This is a genomic window from Sphingobium sp. FG125 (assembly GCF_057809795.1).
This window is the reverse complement of sequence record NZ_JBMDKQ010000002.1, coordinates 1-15,753: the sequence shown is the minus strand read 5'-3', so window position 1 is coordinate 15,753 and position 15,753 is coordinate 1. Positions and strand designations below refer to the sequence as shown.

General features: G+C 63.6%; 18 protein-coding genes. 10 read left to right on the top strand and 8 right to left on the bottom strand.

Annotation, left to right across the window (positions count from 1 at the left end; translation table 11 throughout):
- Position 1 precedes the first annotated feature (1 nt).
- Together ACODSR_RS01860 and ACODSR_RS01855 are read right to left on the bottom strand one after the other, a co-directional pair.
- Entirely contained in the window at positions 2–760 is a 759-nt protein-coding gene (locus ACODSR_RS01860; protein ID WP_489073194.1) for a nuclear transport factor 2 family protein, read from the bottom strand.
- 44 nt (positions 761–804) lie between these two features.
- Positions 805–2,220 (bottom strand): MFS transporter, encoded by a 1,416-nt coding sequence (locus ACODSR_RS01855; protein WP_489073192.1) that lies wholly within the window; start codon positions 2,218–2,220, stop codon positions 805–807.
- 119 nt (positions 2,221–2,339) lie between these two features.
- On the opposite strand from ACODSR_RS01855, the gene ACODSR_RS01850 reads away from it, so the two are divergent.
- Positions 2,340–3,257 carry an SDR family NAD(P)-dependent oxidoreductase gene (locus ACODSR_RS01850; protein WP_489073190.1) on the top strand — a complete coding sequence of 306 codons (918 nt, stop codon included), beginning with the start codon at positions 2,340–2,342 and terminating at the stop codon, positions 3,255–3,257.
- Position 3,258: 1 nt separating this feature from the next.
- Here the strand turns inward: ACODSR_RS01850 and ACODSR_RS01845 are convergent, their stop codons facing one another.
- Together ACODSR_RS01845 and ACODSR_RS01840 are read right to left on the bottom strand one after the other, a co-directional pair.
- Entirely contained in the window at positions 3,259–3,834 is a 576-nt protein-coding gene (locus tag ACODSR_RS01845; RefSeq protein WP_294135723.1) for a hypothetical protein, read from the bottom strand.
- A 133-nt stretch (positions 3,835–3,967) separates the two neighbouring features.
- Entirely contained in the window at positions 3,968–5,065 is a 1,098-nt protein-coding gene (locus ACODSR_RS01840) for an alpha/beta hydrolase fold domain-containing protein (RefSeq protein ID WP_489073187.1), read from the bottom strand.
- Between the two features lie 79 nt (positions 5,066–5,144).
- Between ACODSR_RS01840 and ACODSR_RS01835 the strand changes: the two genes are divergently transcribed.
- On the top strand, positions 5,145–5,600 hold the full coding sequence (locus ACODSR_RS01835; protein ID WP_489073185.1) for a MarR family winged helix-turn-helix transcriptional regulator: 456 nt from the start codon (positions 5,145–5,147) through the stop codon (positions 5,598–5,600).
- 119 nt (positions 5,601–5,719) lie between these two features.
- Here the strand turns inward: ACODSR_RS01835 and ACODSR_RS01830 are convergent, their stop codons facing one another.
- The gene (locus tag ACODSR_RS01830; protein ID WP_489073183.1) at positions 5,720–6,499 is read right to left on the bottom strand and encodes an SDR family NAD(P)-dependent oxidoreductase; all 780 of its coding nucleotides are present in this window, start codon (positions 6,497–6,499) and stop codon (positions 5,720–5,722) included.
- A gap of 143 nt (positions 6,500–6,642) precedes the next feature.
- On the opposite strand from ACODSR_RS01830, the gene ACODSR_RS01825 reads away from it, so the two are divergent.
- Positions 6,643–7,551 (top strand): SDR family NAD(P)-dependent oxidoreductase, encoded by a 909-nt coding sequence (locus ACODSR_RS01825; protein ID WP_489073181.1) that lies wholly within the window; start codon positions 6,643–6,645, stop codon positions 7,549–7,551.
- Positions 7,552–7,554: 3 nt separating this feature from the next.
- Here ACODSR_RS01825 and ACODSR_RS01820 read toward each other — a convergent pair whose 3' ends face one another.
- Both ACODSR_RS01820 and ACODSR_RS01815 read right to left on the bottom strand, forming a co-directional pair.
- Positions 7,555–8,829, bottom strand: a complete 1,275-nt coding sequence (locus tag ACODSR_RS01820) for an MFS transporter (protein WP_489073648.1) — start codon at positions 8,827–8,829, stop codon at positions 7,555–7,557.
- 37 nt (positions 8,830–8,866) lie between these two features.
- The gene (locus ACODSR_RS01815; protein WP_489073646.1) at positions 8,867–9,667 is read right to left on the bottom strand and encodes a 2-keto-4-pentenoate hydratase; all 801 of its coding nucleotides are present in this window, start codon (positions 9,665–9,667) and stop codon (positions 8,867–8,869) included.
- Between the two features lie 115 nt (positions 9,668–9,782).
- On the opposite strand from ACODSR_RS01815, the gene ACODSR_RS01810 reads away from it, so the two are divergent.
- The 7 genes from ACODSR_RS01810 to ACODSR_RS01780 all read left to right on the top strand — a co-directional run bounded on the left by ACODSR_RS01810 (position 9,783) and on the right by ACODSR_RS01780 (position 15,320).
- Positions 9,783–10,835 (top strand): LacI family DNA-binding transcriptional regulator, encoded by a 1,053-nt coding sequence (locus tag ACODSR_RS01810; RefSeq protein ID WP_489006681.1) that lies wholly within the window; start codon positions 9,783–9,785, stop codon positions 10,833–10,835.
- A gap of 68 nt (positions 10,836–10,903) precedes the next feature.
- A complete protein-coding gene (gene kduI / locus ACODSR_RS01805; protein ID WP_489073179.1) occupies positions 10,904–11,743 on the top strand; it encodes a 5-dehydro-4-deoxy-D-glucuronate isomerase in 840 nt (279 codons plus the stop codon).
- 141 nt (positions 11,744–11,884) lie between these two features.
- On the top strand, positions 11,885–12,640 hold the full coding sequence (kduD, locus tag ACODSR_RS01800; protein ID WP_489073177.1) for a 2-dehydro-3-deoxy-D-gluconate 5-dehydrogenase KduD: 756 nt from the start codon (positions 11,885–11,887) through the stop codon (positions 12,638–12,640).
- A 1-nt stretch (position 12,641) separates the two neighbouring features.
- Entirely contained in the window at positions 12,642–14,183 is a 1,542-nt protein-coding gene (locus ACODSR_RS01795) for a carboxylesterase/lipase family protein (protein ID WP_489073175.1), read from the top strand.
- Positions 14,184–14,479: 296 nt separating this feature from the next.
- Positions 14,480–14,641 carry a hypothetical protein gene (locus ACODSR_RS01790; RefSeq protein WP_489073173.1) on the top strand — a complete coding sequence of 54 codons (162 nt, stop codon included), beginning with the start codon at positions 14,480–14,482 and terminating at the stop codon, positions 14,639–14,641.
- A gap of 119 nt (positions 14,642–14,760) precedes the next feature.
- Positions 14,761–15,039, top strand: a complete 279-nt coding sequence (locus ACODSR_RS01785) for a CopG family ribbon-helix-helix protein (RefSeq protein WP_489073171.1) — start codon at positions 14,761–14,763, stop codon at positions 15,037–15,039.
- A complete protein-coding gene (locus tag ACODSR_RS01780) occupies positions 15,027–15,320 on the top strand; it encodes a type II toxin-antitoxin system RelE/ParE family toxin (RefSeq protein WP_489073169.1) in 294 nt (97 codons plus the stop codon). The genes ACODSR_RS01785 and ACODSR_RS01780 overlap by 13 nt, the downstream gene beginning before the upstream one ends.
- A gap of 33 nt (positions 15,321–15,353) precedes the next feature.
- Here ACODSR_RS01780 and ACODSR_RS01775 read toward each other — a convergent pair.
- A partial coding sequence (locus ACODSR_RS01775; protein WP_489073167.1) for a hypothetical protein occupies positions 15,354–15,753 on the bottom strand: 400 nt, incomplete at its 5' end.

Sequence of the window (15,753 nt, the reverse complement as noted above, 5' to 3'; positions counted from 1 at the left end):
GTCAGACGCTCACAGCTTCGCGGGCGGCGCGCTCACGGTCGATATCGCCCTGCCAGCGTTCTGCGATAATCTCCTGTCCCGTCACCGGATGCTTCATGTGGAAGGGGACGACCTTGTGCGTCGGCCACAACCAGGCATCCTCGATCAGCGCGTCGGGACCGGTCGGGTCGGCGGGATAGATGTCCTTGGGGAAGGGGACATATTCCGGCCTGGTATTGGCCCAGCCGGTGTCAAAATCGGCATGCCATTGCGGCAGATAGTTCAGGATCGCTATGCGCCAGATACCGTCCACCTTCCTGTAGGTGTTTTCATAAATGCCGCCTTCCCACCATTGGCGCGGCCCCAGCATCGGGTTGGAGGGGTCGCAATGATCCTTGTGCCGCCCCGCCTGCATCATCGACCGGGCGCGGGCATGGGCGGTGACGCCATCATCGCCAATATCGACAATGTCCTGCAACTGCGGATGATCGAGCAGGAAGCCGTCGATCGGCCCGTTGGTGCCATGGGTAAAGCGCTTCTGGAACCGCTCGACATAGAGGCGGCGTATCCCCTCCGTGCCGCGCCAGATACCGCCGAAGAAGCGCACCTCGCCATCGTCGGTGAACAGGTCGACCGTTTCATTATAGAGGCATTTGTCGATCAGATAGCCGTAGAGATATTGCAGCTTGCGCACGTCCAGTTCGTCCTCGCGCCGTTGCAGGCGGCTGGACAGGCTGGCGACGCTCTGTTCGAGTTTGGCGATACGATCTGTGTCAGACATTCCACTCTCCATATTGTATATTATACTTACATAAATTATACCCGTCACATGGCTTGGGCGGCGATCCGTTCCACCTCTTCGCGATAGGGGCGGATGGCGCGGACCATGCACAGCGTGGCGATGGGCAGCAGTACGCTGGCGGTCATCACCAGCGCCTTCCACAACTGGGTCGGATCGCCGACCAGATAGTCCTGCACCAGCCCGACCAGGAAACTGCCCATCGCGCCGAAGAAGGTGAACATGAACAGATAGATCGCCGTCACTTGCCCCCGCATGGCATTGGGGGCGACGCGCTGGATGGCGGCATTTTGCGGCACGGCGCCGGCCATGCCGAACATCGCGCCGACGCTCGACACCGCCAGCGATGCATAGCCATTGGGCATGAGTGGCGCGAGGATGGCGCAGATGGTGACGCAGCCAAAGAAGATCGCCGCGGCTCGCACATTGGCGTCGGCATGGCGCTTGGCCAGCCATTCGACGAACACCCCGCCCAGCAACAGGCCGAGCAGCGAGGCAATCAACGTCATCGATCCCATGACCGCGCCAATCTGCGCCTCATTCCAGCCATAGGTGCGGATCATGAATGGCACGCGCCAGAATTGCAGGCCGAATACCTCGATCGCGCTCAATGCCAGTCCCGCAAACAGCGGATAATAGACCCGCCGCTTGGCGTGAATCGCCCTGGCGGCGTCCAGCCCGGTGAAAGTCAGGATACGGCGGCCCAGCGGCGCACGGTCGGGCGGCGTGATGCTATCGGGTGACACCGCCTGACGCGGCGGTTCCCTGACGGTCAGGAACAGCAAAGCGACCAGCAGCGCGGGCAGGCCCAGCCAGATCATCAGCCATTGCCAGCCCAATATGGTCAGGCCGCCATGGACGCTCGGCGCCCATCCCGCCGCCACGCCGATCAGCATACCCCCGATGATAGGCCCCAACGTCGTGCCGCCGATGAAGCCGAATTGCAGCAGCGCAAATGCGCGGGTCAGGATGCGCGGCGGAAAAGCGTCGGCCAACAAAGAATAAGATGCAGGCGCATGGGCCGATCCGCCCGCCGCCAGGAACACCCGCGTACCGACAAATTGGGTGAAGCTCTGCGCGATGCCGCCCAGCGCGGTCACGACCCCGATCGCCGCGACCCCGCCCGCCAGCACGAATTTGCGCGGGAAAATATCGGCCAGCCGCGCCAGCGGGATGCCTATGAACAGGTAGCAGATGATGCTCGCCGGTCCCGCCAGAAAGCCAAGCTGCGAATCGGAAAGGCCGAAATCCGCCTTGATCCGTTCCGCCAGCATCGCGAACACGACCTGTTCGAAAAAGGTCACGAAGGTCGCCAGGATGATGACGAACAAGGCCCAATAGGCCGCCGCCATGGCGTAAGAGGGCGCATCGACATCCGTGGCCACCCGCGCATGGTCCACCCACCGACTTTCGGTCGCGATCGGCGCTGGTGCCAGGGCCACAAGCCTTCTCCTCATCCTCGCCTGCCCCTGTTGCCTGGGCGATATTTAGGCTTGGCGAATTTGTAAGTGAACTATACGAATATGGCGAGGGCAAAAATTCACGACTGTTAGAAAAATGGATGAGGGATAGGCTGATGCTGGAATTTGAAGGGCGAACCGCCTTTGTGACCGGGGGTGCCAATGGCATCGGCCTGGGGCTGGCCCGCGCGTTGCTGGCGCATGGTGCGAAGGTGGTGATCGCCGATATCCGCGAGGATGCGATTGAGGCGGCGCTCAGGACGCTCGATAATCAGCATGTCGTCGGTATCCCGCTGGACGTTGCGTCGCGGAGCGGCTTTGCCGATGCGGCGGAGGAGGCGGAGCGGGCGCTTGGTCCTGTCAGCCTGTTATTCAACAATGCCGGGATCAACCTGTTCCAGACGATCGATGAGTCGAGTTATGACGATTGGGACTGGGTGATGGGGGTCAATCTCCACGGCGTGATCAACGGCGTCATGACCTTTGCCCCGCGCATGAAGGCGACCGGGCTGGGCGGCTATATCGTCAACACGGCATCAATGGCCAGCTTCCTGTGCGGCGGTGCGCCGGGCATCTACAACACCACCAAATTCGCGGTCCGGGGCATGAGCGAGTCACTGCGCTACAGCCTGGCCCCGCACAATATTGGCGTGTCGGTGCTATGCCCCGGTCTGGTCAAAAGCCACATCTACGCCAGCGACGAAGTGCGCCCGGCGACATTGAGCGATAAGGCAAAGCCCGTGGACAGCAATGCCGTGGCGCGGCTGGCGCAGATCCACGAATTTGGCATGGAGCCGGACGTCATCGCCGCGCGCACATTGGATGCGATGCAGGAAAACCGCTTCCACATTTTCCCGCACCCCGAATTTGAGGATGAGTTGCGGACCGTGTTAGACGAGATCCTTGCCGATTTCCGCCCCTATCCGGCCGATGCAGGCCACGACCAGCGCGTCGGGTTCGAAAAGATGCGGCGGGAGAGTTACGCCAAGGCGCGACAGGCCGCGCGCGAACGGGCGTAGTTCAAGCCGCGAACAGATCGCCCTGTCGCGGTCGGGCTGGCGGCGTCGCAGTCTGGCGCGGCGCGCCGACCAGCACGCGCGCCCGCCCGGTCAGCGTATAGACCGCCTGCCGCTGCGCGCCGCGATTGAGGTGATCGACGCGATAGCCCTGATAATGGCGCTTGAGCAGCCCGGCCTTCACCAGTTCGGACGCTGCCCGGCTGAGGTTGGTCTTGCCCGACGCGCGCACCCGCGTCCGCACCTCATCCTGCACCAGCGCCTCATCCACCGCCGCGTCCCCGGTCAGCCGCTCCTCCTTGCGCAATTCCTCGCGCACCCGTTCGACCAGCGCCATGCGCCGGGGATCGCGATGCCCCATCGGCGTCAGCGCGTCGCACAGCCAGTCGCGCAAGGGGACCAGCGCCTTGCCCACCCGCACCATCGGCCCCGCGCTGCCGTCAGGCCTGGCGACGTCCGCGATCAGGGTCAGCAGCATGAAGGCGTAGCGGGGGCGGGAACAGCAATGCGACAACTGGTCGAGCAGCAGGGATAAATCGCTGCCGCCAGGAATGCGGGAGGAAACGGGCGCATGAAACATAAGGTGAATCAAGCATAGTCGGCCCGCCTTGTGAATCCCCTATTTCCGCCGAGTCGCACTTTGTCGTCCGTGACACTTTGCCTACCGGTAAAGTGTCACGGGGGAGCCTTTACCGGCGTGGCGCCGCGGCGAATCAGCGCTTCACCTTCAGATGCTGCGAGAAGAATCGCGTCATTACGTCAAAGGCCTCTCGCGATTCCGGCAAGGCGGGATCGTAGAAAAAGGCGTGGCCCAGCCCGTCCCAGATATGCAGGTCGGCATCGACCCCGGCCTTGACCAGTTCCTTATGCGTATTGACCGCCGCGCTCATCTCGAAGGCGCGAGTGCCGGTAATCACCAGCGTCGGCGGGAACAGCGCCAGCGTCGCGGGCGATGTGATGGGGGAGACGAGCGGGTCGGCCAGGTCGATGTCCTTGAAATAGCCGCGACTATCCTCCCGCTGCGCCAGTGCCTGGAACGGTCGCCCGAACGCCCGGCTATCCCCGCCCCAGCGCGCATCCGCCGACGCGCAGAAAATGCCGATCGCGGCGGGCAGCGGCAGCTTGTCGCGGATAAGCGCTGCCATGGTTTCGGCAGTCAGCAACCCGCCCGCCGAGCAGCCGAACATGGCAATATCCTGCGGCTTGTGGGTCTTGAGCAGCTCGCGATAGACCGTCAGCACATCTTGCGTGGCGGCGGGGTAAGTGAACTCCGGCGCCTGTCTGTAGGTGATGCTGACAATCTCTATCCCGGCAAGGCCCGCCAGCGGTATGGATTCGAGCATCCCGGTGCCCGTCGCCGCCCCCATGATGAAGCCGCCGCCCGGCAGGTTGAGCAGGATCTTGCCGCGATTGGCCTTCGCCACGCCGCCCGCCGGGGTTGCGCGGACGGCGGGGATGCCCGCGATCACCTCGTCGCGGGTCGTCACCTTGTACATATGCTTCAGGGCGTCGAGGCGGGGGGCCATGATCTGCGGCATCCGCGCCCGCAGCGCCCCGGCCTGACCCGCCGCGACAGCCCGCATCATCGGTTCTTCAGGATCGGTTGGGCTGCGCGGCAAGGCCTTCTTGGCGGCATCGCTCAGATAGACGGACGGCGGCAGGCGGAAAGAGGGGACGACCACGGTGCCGTCCGGTTCGATCGTGCCGGGACCAGCCAGCGGCGGCGGTGTTTGCGCGATAGCGAGGGCGGGCAGCGCGCAAACCGCTGCGCTCAGGGCCAAATGGCGCAACCTGGACAGTGAGCCGTACATATGAATCTCCTCTACAACTTATGTTATGAAATATAATATGCAGGGTTGAGGGCCGGACGCAAGCGCGTTATCGCGGCATATGTCCAACTCATTGTCGCCTTTGTCCGAACTGGTCGATCCGCTCGACCCGCTGATCGGCTATCATCTGCGCCGCACCACCGTCGCGGTGACAGCGGCGCTGGCCGATTTGCTCCAGCCTTTGGGCGTCAATGTTGGGGAGGCGACTCTGCTCTTGTTCCTGGGCGAGAACCAGGGCTGCACCCAGAGCGACATCGGTCGCGCCCTGCGCGCCCAGCCCGCCAACCTCGTGCCGCTGATCAACAAGCTGGCGCTGCTCGGCGTGCTCGACAAGCAGCCGGGCAAGGGGCGGGCGATCACCCTGTCGCTGACCCCCGATGGCGAACAGCTCCACGCCAAGGTGAGCGAAGCGTTCGAGCGCCACGAGAGCCGGATCGGCCGGTCGATCCCGCCCGAACGACGCGACGAAGTGCTGGCGCTGCTGCGCCTGCTCTGCCGCGACGCCTGCCACCCTTAGAGGCTGACGGCTTTGGATTGAAGTCCCAGCCTCCGTTCGTTTCGAGCGAAGTCGAGAAACGTCGAGCACCGGTTTCTCGACGTCGCTCGAAACGAACGGATCAAGGCAAAATCTCCGGTTCAGGCGTCAGGCTCGACCCATGTCGTCGTCAGCGCGCGGGGGGAGAGATATTTGGTGGTGCTCCAGCCGCCATCGACTACGATCGTCTGCCCATTGATGAAGCCTGCGCCAGGCGAACAGAGGAAGGCGATGGTGCTGGCAATATCCTCCACCTCGCCCAGCCGGGGAAAGGGGGTGGTTTCGACATTCACCCGCTTGAACATCTCATCGTCAAACCGGTGCCGCACCATGTCGGTCATGGTAACGCCGGGCGCGACGCAATTGGCGCGAATACCGCGCGGGCCATAGTCGCAGGCGATATGCTGGGTCAACGCGCCCAGCCCGCCCTTGGCCGCCGAATAGGCGCCGCCCCGGCGCCCGCCGATCATCGCATAGGTGGAACTCACATTCACGATGCCGCAACCCTCGCCCATATGGCCGATGACTTCGCGGCACAGCCGGAACGGCGCGCGCAGCATCAGCCCCAGAAAATAGTCGAGCGTCTCATCGTCCGTCTCGTGCAGCGGCTTGGGGCTGCCCGCGCCCGCATTATTGACCAGAAAGTCGATACGACCAAAACGCGCCAGCGCCAGCGCCACGATCTGCGCCGGAGCGTCGTCGGCTGTGATGTCCACCGACAGCGTTGCGATCCGCGCCGGATCGCCGATCACCTGCTCCAGCGTGGTCAGCTTATCCGCGTCCCGGCCCACGCCGACGATCGCCATGCCTGCTTCGGCCAGCATCTTGGCGGTGGCGAGGCCAATGCCGCTGCCCGCCCCGGTGATGATCGCAACCTGCATCGTTTTATTCCCTTTATCCTGTCTTGCCCTTTCATATCCGCCTTCCGCGCCCGCCGCGAACCGCTGGAGCGATGCCTTGCCGGGGCGGCTTGAACCTGTGCGAGTGACGGTTCACCCACGGGGCCATATCAAGGAGCATCGCCATGGCAGACTATCGTTTTGACGATCGCGTTGCGGTCATCACTGGCGCGGGCCGAGGGCTGGGCCGCGCTTATGCGCTGCTGCTGGCGGCGCGCGGCGCGAAGATCATCGTCAACGATCCGGGCGGCGCGATACGGGGCGAGGGCGGCGACGATGGCCCGGCGGCGGACGTGGTCGCGGAGATCAAGGCACTGGGGGGCGAAGCGGTTGCCTGCACCGAATCGGTCGCCACGCCCGAAGGCGGTCGTGCCATCATTGACTGCGCGCTCGACCATTATGGCCGCATCGACACGCTGATCCATAATGCGGGCAATGTCCGTTACGGGTCGATGAAGGAATTGAGCCAGGAGGATTTCGACGCTGTCCTCGACGTCCATCTGCGCGGCGCCTTCCATGTCGCCCGGCCCGCTTTTCCGGTCATGTGCAAGGCAGGCTATGGTCGGATCGTGCTGACCTCCTCGATCGGCGGGATCTACGGCAACGAAAATTGCGTCAATTACGGCATGTCCAAATCGGGGATGATCGGCCTCAACAATATATTGGCGCTGGAGGGAGAGGCCGAGGGTATCCGTTCCAACATCATCGTACCCGGTGCCGTGACCCGCATGGCGGAGGGGATCGACGTATCGGCTTATCCGCCGATGGGACCGGAATTGGTCGCGCCCGTCGTCGGCTGGCTGGCGCATGAAAGCTGCTCGATCACCGGGCAGATGCTGGCGTCCATCGCCGGGCGGGTCGCGCGGCTGTTCATCGCCGAAAGCCAAGGCGTTTATCAGCCCGACTGGTCGATCGAAGATGTCGGCAACCGGATCGACGCGATCATGGACAGCGCCGATCCGGTGACGTTTGGCCTCCACGGCCATGTCGATCATATCCGCTACAGCTTCGAACGCGCCGTCGCGGGGAAATAAGGGTCAACTAATGGAGTTGACCCGTTCCAGCCGTGGCGACAGCAGATGGACAGCACCAAGCGCGACGAAATAGGCGCTGCCCGCCACCGCGAAGAGCGGCGTATAGCTACCAATGCCATCGAGGATGTAACCGGCATATTTGGCCATCACCATGCCACCGATTGCGCCCACCGTGCCGCCGATCCCGACGACCGAACCCACCGCGCCGCGCGGGAATAGGTCCGACGGCAGGGTATAGAGATTGGCAGAGAAGGCCTGATGCGCGGCGGTGGCGATGCCGATCACCAGCACGGCTAGCCAGAGGTTATCGATCGACTGGGCAAAGAAGATCGGCAACACGGCGCAGGCGCAGAGCAGCATGGTCAGTTTGCGCGCGGCGTTAACGCTCTTGCCCGCCTTCATTAGCCGTCCCGACATCCAGCCGCCAAAAATGCTGCCGCCATCGGACAACAGATAGATCGCCACCAGCGGCGGGCCGAAGCTGATGAGGTCGAGGCCATAGCGGGTGCCAAGATAACCGGGCAGCCAGAAGAGGAAGAACCACCAGATGGGATCAATACAGAATTTGCCGATCGCATAGGCCCAGGTTTCCTTGACGGTGATCAGCTTCGCCCAGCCGATCGGTTCGACCGGGTCGGCCGGGTCCTGACGGATATAGGCCAATTCTTCGGCGCTGACCTTGGGATGCTGGTCGGGGCTGCGGTAAAAGACCAGCCAGGCGATCAGCCAGAGGATGCCGAAAATGCCGGTGGCGTAGAATGCAACGCGCCAGCCATAGGCGACCGTCAGCCATGGCACCAGCAACGGGGTGATGATCGCGCCGATATTGGCCCCGGCGTTGAACAGGCCGATGGCGAAGGCACGTTCCTTTTGCGGGAACCATTCGGTCACCGCCTTGATGCCGGCGGGGAAATTACCCGATTCGCCGACACCCAGGCCAAAGCGCGCCATGGCGAACTGGGTCACGCCATGCACGCCGCCATGGGCCATATGGGCGATGGTCCAGATGGTGACGGCGATGGCATAGCCAAAGCGCGCGCCGATGACATCGACCACCCGGCCAAAGCCCAGATAGCCGACCGCATAGGCCGCCTGGAACCAGAAAACGATATTGGCATAGTCGGTTTCCGACCATTGCATTTCCGCCGACAAAGTAGGCTTCAACACGCCGATCATCTGCCGGTCGACATAGTTGATCGCCGTCGCCGCGAACAACAGCGCCACCACTACCCAGCGATAGCGCCCGACCGGCGGACCCTGCACCCCTGCTTCGTTCATCATCCTGGCTCCTATCTGGCTTGGTCGGCCGCTTGTTTCAGCGCGGCTCTTGTGCGGCAATCGTGCAGTGAAGGACACCCAGCGGGCCGAAATCGGCGTCCACCTTCTGTCCCGGCGTCACCCGATGGACACCCGATACCGCGCCGGTCGATATCCACCAGCCTGCCTTTATAGCGATACCGCGGGCAATCAGATTTTCGAGCAGGAACCGCACCGATCCGATTGCCCCCAACGCGAAGGCGGCGGCGGTGCCGCTGCCGACCGGTTCGCCGTCGATCCGGGTCGTCACCAGTTGATCAGCATAAGCGCCGCTGCGCCAGTCGGGTACGGCGGGGCCGATCAGCAGGCCGTTATTATTGCCAAAGTCGGAGACGGTGACAGCCGGACCGTGGCCGTTGATCCCGGCAAAGGGCGAACTGGCAATCTCAATGCCGATATGAACCGCATCGATATGGTCGGCGGCTTCCTCCAGGGTGAAATGCGTCTTTCCGGCGGCCGGTATAGCGCCGATGCGGAAGAGAAATTCCGCTTCGACCGCGCCGAAGCCTTCGGCAAAGACCAATCCCTGCGATTGCTCGTCGGCAGTCGATACGGTGGAGGCGAAGATCGGCCCTGCCAGGCGGTCGCAGCCATAGCGATCCGCGAGATCGCCCAAGATCCGGCCGACTTTCCAGCCTGCGATCGCTTCTGTCATCCGTGCCAGGGCGGCGTCCTGAACGACATAGGCGTCATCCAGCGTCGCAGGCATTGGGCCGGGATAGTCGGCAAGTCCTTGTGCGGACTGTCGCGCCGCCAGAAACCGCTCTGCGATTACTTCGGCCGGGCTGCTGGCGCTCACTGCGAAATCCTTTCCATCCTCGTTGATCCTGTCGGTAATGGAAACCGGTGTCATTGACAAGCCGGATCGCGGATGGTTGCGCTAGCGGGGCGCGTAAACTGCGTTATAAGGCGCTATGGCAAAGCAGAACCAGGATGAGGGACAGGCGCCCAAGCTGACGATCAACGACATTGCCCGCATGGCGGACGTGTCGAAAAAGACGGTCAGCCGGGTCATCAATCGATCGCCGCTGCTGAACCGCGAGACGCGCGACAAGGTGGAAGCCATCATCCGGGAAACCGGTTATGTCCCCAATCCGCAGGCGCGGGCGCTGGCATTGGGGCGTAACTTCCTGATCGGACTGGTGTATGACAATCCCAACGCCCAGATGATCCTGTCGATGCAGCGCGGCATATTGGAGGCGCTGCACGGGACGGAGTTCGAACTGGTGATTCGCCCGGTTGATCGGGGATCGAACCTGGTGATGGACGATATTCGCGGCTTCGTGACGCGCCAGCGGCTGTTCGGCGTGGTGCTGCTACCGCCCATGTCAGAGAATGACGCACTGGCGCGGATGCTGGACGAGCAAGGCTGTCGCTATGTGCGGATGGGGTCGGCGGTGCTGGACGATCCTGAACATATGGTGGCGTCCAACGACAAGGAAGCGGTGGCCGACGCGGTGCGCTATCTGATTGCGCAGGGGCATCGGCGTATCGGTTTGATTGCAGGGCCACATGGGTTCCGGTCGGCGCAGGAGCGACGTGAAGGCTTTGAGCAGGCACTGGCGGAAGCGGGGATCAGTCTGCCGCGCAGCCTGATCGCCGATGGCCAATATACGTTCGAATCGGGCCTGTCCGCGTCGGAAAGCCTGTTCGACCTCACCCCGCGCCCGACCGCGATCTTCGCCAGCAATGACGAAATGGCAGCGGGTGTGCTCTATGCCGCCAGAATGCGCGGGATTGCGGTGCCGGAGGAACTGTCGATCATCGGCTTCGATGACACGCCGCTCACCACCCGCGTGTGGCCGCCGCTTAGCACGGTGCGCTGGCCGATCGTCGCCATGGGACGGGCGGCGGCGCTCAAGCTGATCGGCACGGCGATTGGCGAGGGGTCGGAGGTCAACGAGCCGTCGATGTTCAGTTCGACATTGATCCGTCGCGCATCGGTTGCACCGCCCGCCATATCCTGATAGGCGATGCTTCATGACACCGGTGTCCAATAGGGCGCCCATATTGGATGAAGGACGAGGGGCCAAGCATGTTCGACAAGACCTATTACGCGACGCACCCGGACATGATGGAGTGCGTGAGCAATGACGAATTGCGCGATCGCTATCTGATCGGCGGGCTGTTCCGCGATGGGGAATGCGTGCTGAACTATACCCATGCCGAACGCTTCGTCATCGGCGGGGTTGCGGTGGCCGATGTACCGGTGGTGCTGCCAGCCCAGACCGAACCGGCCTCTGCCGCTGGCCACCCCTTCCTGGAGCGGCGCGAGCTGGCGATCGTCAATGTGTCGGGCGTCACCGGCTCCGTGACCGTCGATGGCGAAAGCTTCACGCTCGGCAACAAGGACTGCCTCTATGTCACCATGGGCGCGAAGGACGTGGTCTTTTCCGGCGCAGGCGCGCGCTACTATCTCGCCTCCTGCCCGGCGCATAAGGCCTTCACGACGCGTCTGATCTCGCTGGCCGATGCCACCACGCTGGAACGTGGCAGCCTCGAAGAATCCAACGAACGCACCATCTATCAGCTGGTCATCCCCGGCATTTGCGAGAGCGCGCAGCTGGTCATGGGTCTCACCGTGCTGAAGCCCGGCTCGGTGTGGAACACCATGCCCCCGCATATCCATGAACGCCGCAGCGAGATTTACTTCTATTTCGAGCTGGATGGCCCTGCGGACCGCGTATTCCATTATATGGGCGAGGGCGATGCGATGCGGCACATCGTCATGGCGAACGAGGAAGCGGTGATCTCGCCCCCCTGGTCGATCCATATGGGGTCCGGCACCAAAGCCTATGCCTTCATCTGGGCGATGGCGGGCGAAAATCAGGATTATACCGACATGAACGTGCTGGACATCTGCCAGCTGGCATAACCTCTTGCCCCCTCCCTTTCAGGGAGGGGCTGGGGGTGGGTGCGGCGCAGCCGCCCGCGCCTCCGCCAGCGTTGATCGCCCCGCTACGCGCGGCGCACCCACCCCCGACCCCTCCCTGAAAGGGAGGGGGGAGAGTAGCTGATGACCAACCCCTTCGATCTTACCGGCCAAGTCGCCATCGTCACCGGCGCGAATACCGGCATTGGCCAGGCCATCGCCCTGTCGCTGGCCGCAGCAGGCGCGGACATCGCCGCCGTTGGCCGCACGCCTGCGCTGGAGACGGTGCAGAAGGTCCGCGCGCTGGGCCGCCGGGCGGAGATCGTTTCGGCGGATCTCTCGACCATCGAGCCGGTCCAGCGCGTCATCGACGAAACCCGCGCCACGCTGGGCGGCCTGCATATCCTGGTCAACAATGCTGGGATCATCCGCCGCGCCGACAGCGTGGACTTTACCGAGGCCGATTGGGACGCGGTGATCGACACCAATCTCAAAGTCCTCTTCTTCCTCAGCCAGGCCGCAGGACGCCACATGATCGGTCAGGGCGCAGGCAAGATCATCAACATCGCCTCGCTGCTCTCCTTCCAGGGCGGCATCCGCGTGCCGAGCTACACCGCATCCAAGAGCGGCGTCGCGGGCCTCACCAAGCTGCTGGCGAACGAATGGGCGGCCAAGGGCGTCAACGTCAACGCCATCGCGCCCGGCTATATCGCCACCAACAACACCGCCGCGCTGCAAGCCGACGAACAGCGCAACCGCCAGATCCAGGAACGCATCCCCGCAGGCCGCTGGGGCGACGCCAGCGACATAGGCGGAGCCGCCGTGTTCCTCGCGTCCAGCGCCGCAGGCTACATCCACGGCCACACCCTCGCCGTCGATGGCGGATGGCTGGCGCGGTAACATGGCTGGCGTCGACCGCCGCCACTTTGTTGCGGGCGCCATTGGCCTGAGCGCCACGCCCGTTTTCGCCGCGCGGCCTGATCCGGTTATCGCGACGACAAACGGGCGGATCAGGGGCAGGCGGGAGGCGGGGCTGCATGTGTTTCGCGGCGTGCGCTATGGGCAGGACACGGCGCAGCGCCGCTTCCAGCCGCCACTGCCGCCTGAACCTTGGCGCGGGATCGTTGACGCCGCCGCCTTTGCGCCATCCTGCCCGCAGCGGGCAATGCAGGCGGGGACCAGCGAGGATTGCCTGTTCCTCAACATCTGGACGCCTGGGGCAGAGGCTGCTGCGAAGCGTCCGGTGATGCTCTATATCCATGGCGGCGCCTATGCCAATGGGAGCGTGGTCGATCCGCTGAATGACGGGCGGCATCTGGCGGCGGCGGGCGACGTCGTCGTGGTGACGGTCAATCATCGGCTCAATGCGCTGGGCTATCTCTATCTGGCACGGCTCGATCCGCGCTTTGCCGATAGCGGTAATGTCGGGCAGCTGGACCTGATTTTGGCGCTGCGCTGGGTGCGGGACAATATTGCCGCCTTCGGGGGCGATCCGGCCAATGTGAGCGTGTTCGGCCAGTCGGGCGGCGGGGCGAAGATTGCGACGATGATGGCGATGCCCGCCGCCAAAGGACTGTTCCACCGCGCGATCACGATGAGCGGGCAGCAGGTGACGGCCAGCGGGCCGATCAATGCGTCGCGGCGGACGGCGGCCTATCTCGATCAGCTGGGGGTGACGCCCGATGCGCTGGCACAATTGTTGACGATGCCGGTGGCACGGCTGATCGAGGGGCTGGAGGCGGCCGATCCGATCCTGGGCGGGGGCGTCTATATGGGGCCGGTGCTGGATATGCGGTCGCTGGACCGGCATCCCTTCTGGCCCGACGCCGCGCCGCAGGGCAATGCGATCCCGATGATGCTGGGCAATACGCTGGATGAAACGCGGGCCTTTATCGACCCCGACGGGCCGCTGCTGCGGGGGCTGGACTGGAGCAATCTGGCGGCGCGGATGGCGGGGGAATTGCGGATCGACCTGTCGCCTGAGTGGATCGTGGCGCAGTATCGCGCGCGCTTTCCCGACTGGTCGGCGGAGCGGATCTTCTATGCTGCGACCACGGCGGGGCGAAGCTGGCCGGGGCAGGTGATCGAGGCGGAGGCGCGGGCGCGGGCCGCTGCGCCGACCTGGGTGTATCAGGTCGATTTCCAGTCGCCGACCCAGCCCAAGCGGGGGGCGCCGCATACCATGGACATCGCGCTGGCGTTCGGGACGCTGGACGCGCCGGGGTCTTTCACCGGGACGGGCGCGGGCGCGCGGGCGGCATCGGCGGCGATGATGACGCGCTTTGTCGCTTTCGCGCGGGAAGGACGGGCGGATTGGCCGCAATATCGACTGGATCGGCGGGCGACGATGATCTTTGATGTCCAAAGCCGGGTGGAAGATGATCCGCGTGGCTGGGAGCGGGCACTGTTTGCGCGGGCGCCCTATATTCAGCCGGGGAGTTGATTAAACAAGCGCTTAGGGTCATACGGAGGCGCGGGAACGCGGAGGGATCGGGCGCGGAACTTCGCTAACTTCGCCCATGTCGCTTATGGAGATTTGGGGCGAAGTTTTGTGTTGGCGCGCGCGGGGTGCGTGGCCAGGGGAGGGGTGTGGACGATGGGAAGGAGCCGGGCTGCGGTATAGCAGAGGGGTGGGGGTGTAGGACATCCCCGTCGGCTATAACCGCCCCTGCCATTCAATCGTGCATAGGCCGCTATCCCAAGCTGAAGGCCATCCTGCCAAACCACCGCATTGGTGCGATGATCAACAATCTCGACCGCGCCATCGTACTGGCCAGCGATGCCGATTTTCTGGTGACCGGAGACCGACGCGCCGGCCTGCTGCAACGCGGCAGCTTTCAGCGCGCCCGGATTGTCAATCCGGAGCATTTTGCGAGGGACCGGGCTTTGAGCGGCCAGTAGGCGTCTGGTGTCGACAATCGCATCGATTTCGCCATGGCCGTTGGCGTTAGGGATGGACGGCGCACCCCAAGCGGGCTATCTTAGCGCAAGGTAATACCTTTTGCTATGGAGGTCGCGCTATGGCAGCGGCAACATCAATCAAGCTCGACGATGTCCTTAAGGGGCGCGTACAGCACCTTGCCGAAGTGCGGCGGCGCAGCTCGCATTGGATCATGCGCGAAGCCATTACACAGTATGTCGAACGCGAAGAAAAGCGCGAGACGTTCCGGCAGGACGCCATACGGGCATGGGACGAATATCAACAGACGGGCTTGCATCTGACGCTTGAGGAAGCCGACGCCTGGTTGGCAAAGCTCGAAGCGGGCGGGGATGCGGAGCCGCCTAAGTGCCACGTCTAATCTGGACGCCGCATGCGCTTGCCGATGTTCAGCGGCTCTATCGCTGGCTCTTGCCCAGGGATGCTGAAGCCGCGATCCGCGCGGTTGCGACTATCCGGGCCGGGGTTAGGATTCTGGCCGCATCACCGCGCATCGGCCGTCCGGTGGAGGATATGGACCCCGATTATCGGGAGAAGCTGATCGACTTCGGCAACAGTGGCTATGTCGCCCTCTATCGCCTTGATGGCGAGACATTGGCGATCCTGGCTGTCCGCCACCAAAAGGAGGCGGGCTATCCATAGCCGTCGACATGGCGGCTATGGCCTGATTCCCGATCAACCGCCTCGCCTTTTTTCGTATCGCGCGAGCAGATCGCTTATTTCCTTTTCCGGAACCTGTCCTGACAAGAGCCGCGCCTGAAAAGCCCGAAACTCCCGTTCCCCACGTGCACGGCGCGCTTCCCTGATTTTGGCGAAGAAGCCCCGCGCCCTGTCATCCGTTTCGGTCGATAGCCGGGGCCATGACCGCAATCTGGTAGATGGTAGTCCTACACTCATTGGAGCGTCGCTAATTTCTCCAAGAGAAGGGCCGAAATGCTTGGGTTGATCGTGTTTGATCGACCGCATTTCGGGAAACTGTTCAAGCGGTGTCCCGAACGACAAGGCATACGCTTCGGCACCTGTAGCGCGACGATTACGGTGTCCGGTCGGCGTCAATTTTGATGGCCGATAGGTG

Excerpts from the sequence above, each read along its gene's own strand:
- ACODSR_RS01795 (WP_489073175.1), top strand. The coding sequence starts at position 12,642 with ATGGCTGGCGTCGACCGCCGCCACTTTGTTGCGGGCGCCATTGGCCTG.
- ACODSR_RS01830 (WP_489073183.1), bottom strand. The coding sequence starts at position 6,499 with ATGCAGGTTGCGATCATCACCGGGGCGGGCAGCGGCATTGGCCTCGCC.
- ACODSR_RS01845 (WP_294135723.1), bottom strand. The coding sequence starts at position 3,834 with ATGTTTCATGCGCCCGTTTCCTCCCGCATTCCTGGCGGCAGCGATTTA.
- kduI (WP_489073179.1), top strand. The coding sequence starts at position 10,904 with ATGTTCGACAAGACCTATTACGCGACGCACCCGGACATGATGGAGTGC.
- ACODSR_RS01790 (WP_489073173.1), top strand. The coding sequence starts at position 14,480 with ATGATCAACAATCTCGACCGCGCCATCGTACTGGCCAGCGATGCCGAT.
- ACODSR_RS01840 (WP_489073187.1), bottom strand. The coding sequence starts at position 5,065 with ATGTACGGCTCACTGTCCAGGTTGCGCCATTTGGCCCTGAGCGCAGCG.
- ACODSR_RS01835 (WP_489073185.1), top strand. The coding sequence starts at position 5,145 with ATGTCCAACTCATTGTCGCCTTTGTCCGAACTGGTCGATCCGCTCGAC.
- ACODSR_RS01820 (WP_489073648.1), bottom strand. The coding sequence starts at position 8,829 with ATGAACGAAGCAGGGGTGCAGGGTCCGCCGGTCGGGCGCTATCGCTGG.
- ACODSR_RS01850 (WP_489073190.1), top strand. The coding sequence starts at position 2,340 with ATGAGGGATAGGCTGATGCTGGAATTTGAAGGGCGAACCGCCTTTGTG.
- kduD (WP_489073177.1), top strand. The coding sequence starts at position 11,885 with ATGACCAACCCCTTCGATCTTACCGGCCAAGTCGCCATCGTCACCGGC.
- ACODSR_RS01860 (WP_489073194.1), bottom strand. The coding sequence starts at position 760 with ATGTCTGACACAGATCGTATCGCCAAACTCGAACAGAGCGTCGCCAGC.
- ACODSR_RS01825 (WP_489073181.1), top strand. The coding sequence starts at position 6,643 with ATGGCAGACTATCGTTTTGACGATCGCGTTGCGGTCATCACTGGCGCG.
- ACODSR_RS01810 (WP_489006681.1), top strand. The coding sequence starts at position 9,783 with ATGGCAAAGCAGAACCAGGATGAGGGACAGGCGCCCAAGCTGACGATC.
- ACODSR_RS01785 (WP_489073171.1), top strand. The coding sequence starts at position 14,761 with ATGGCAGCGGCAACATCAATCAAGCTCGACGATGTCCTTAAGGGGCGC.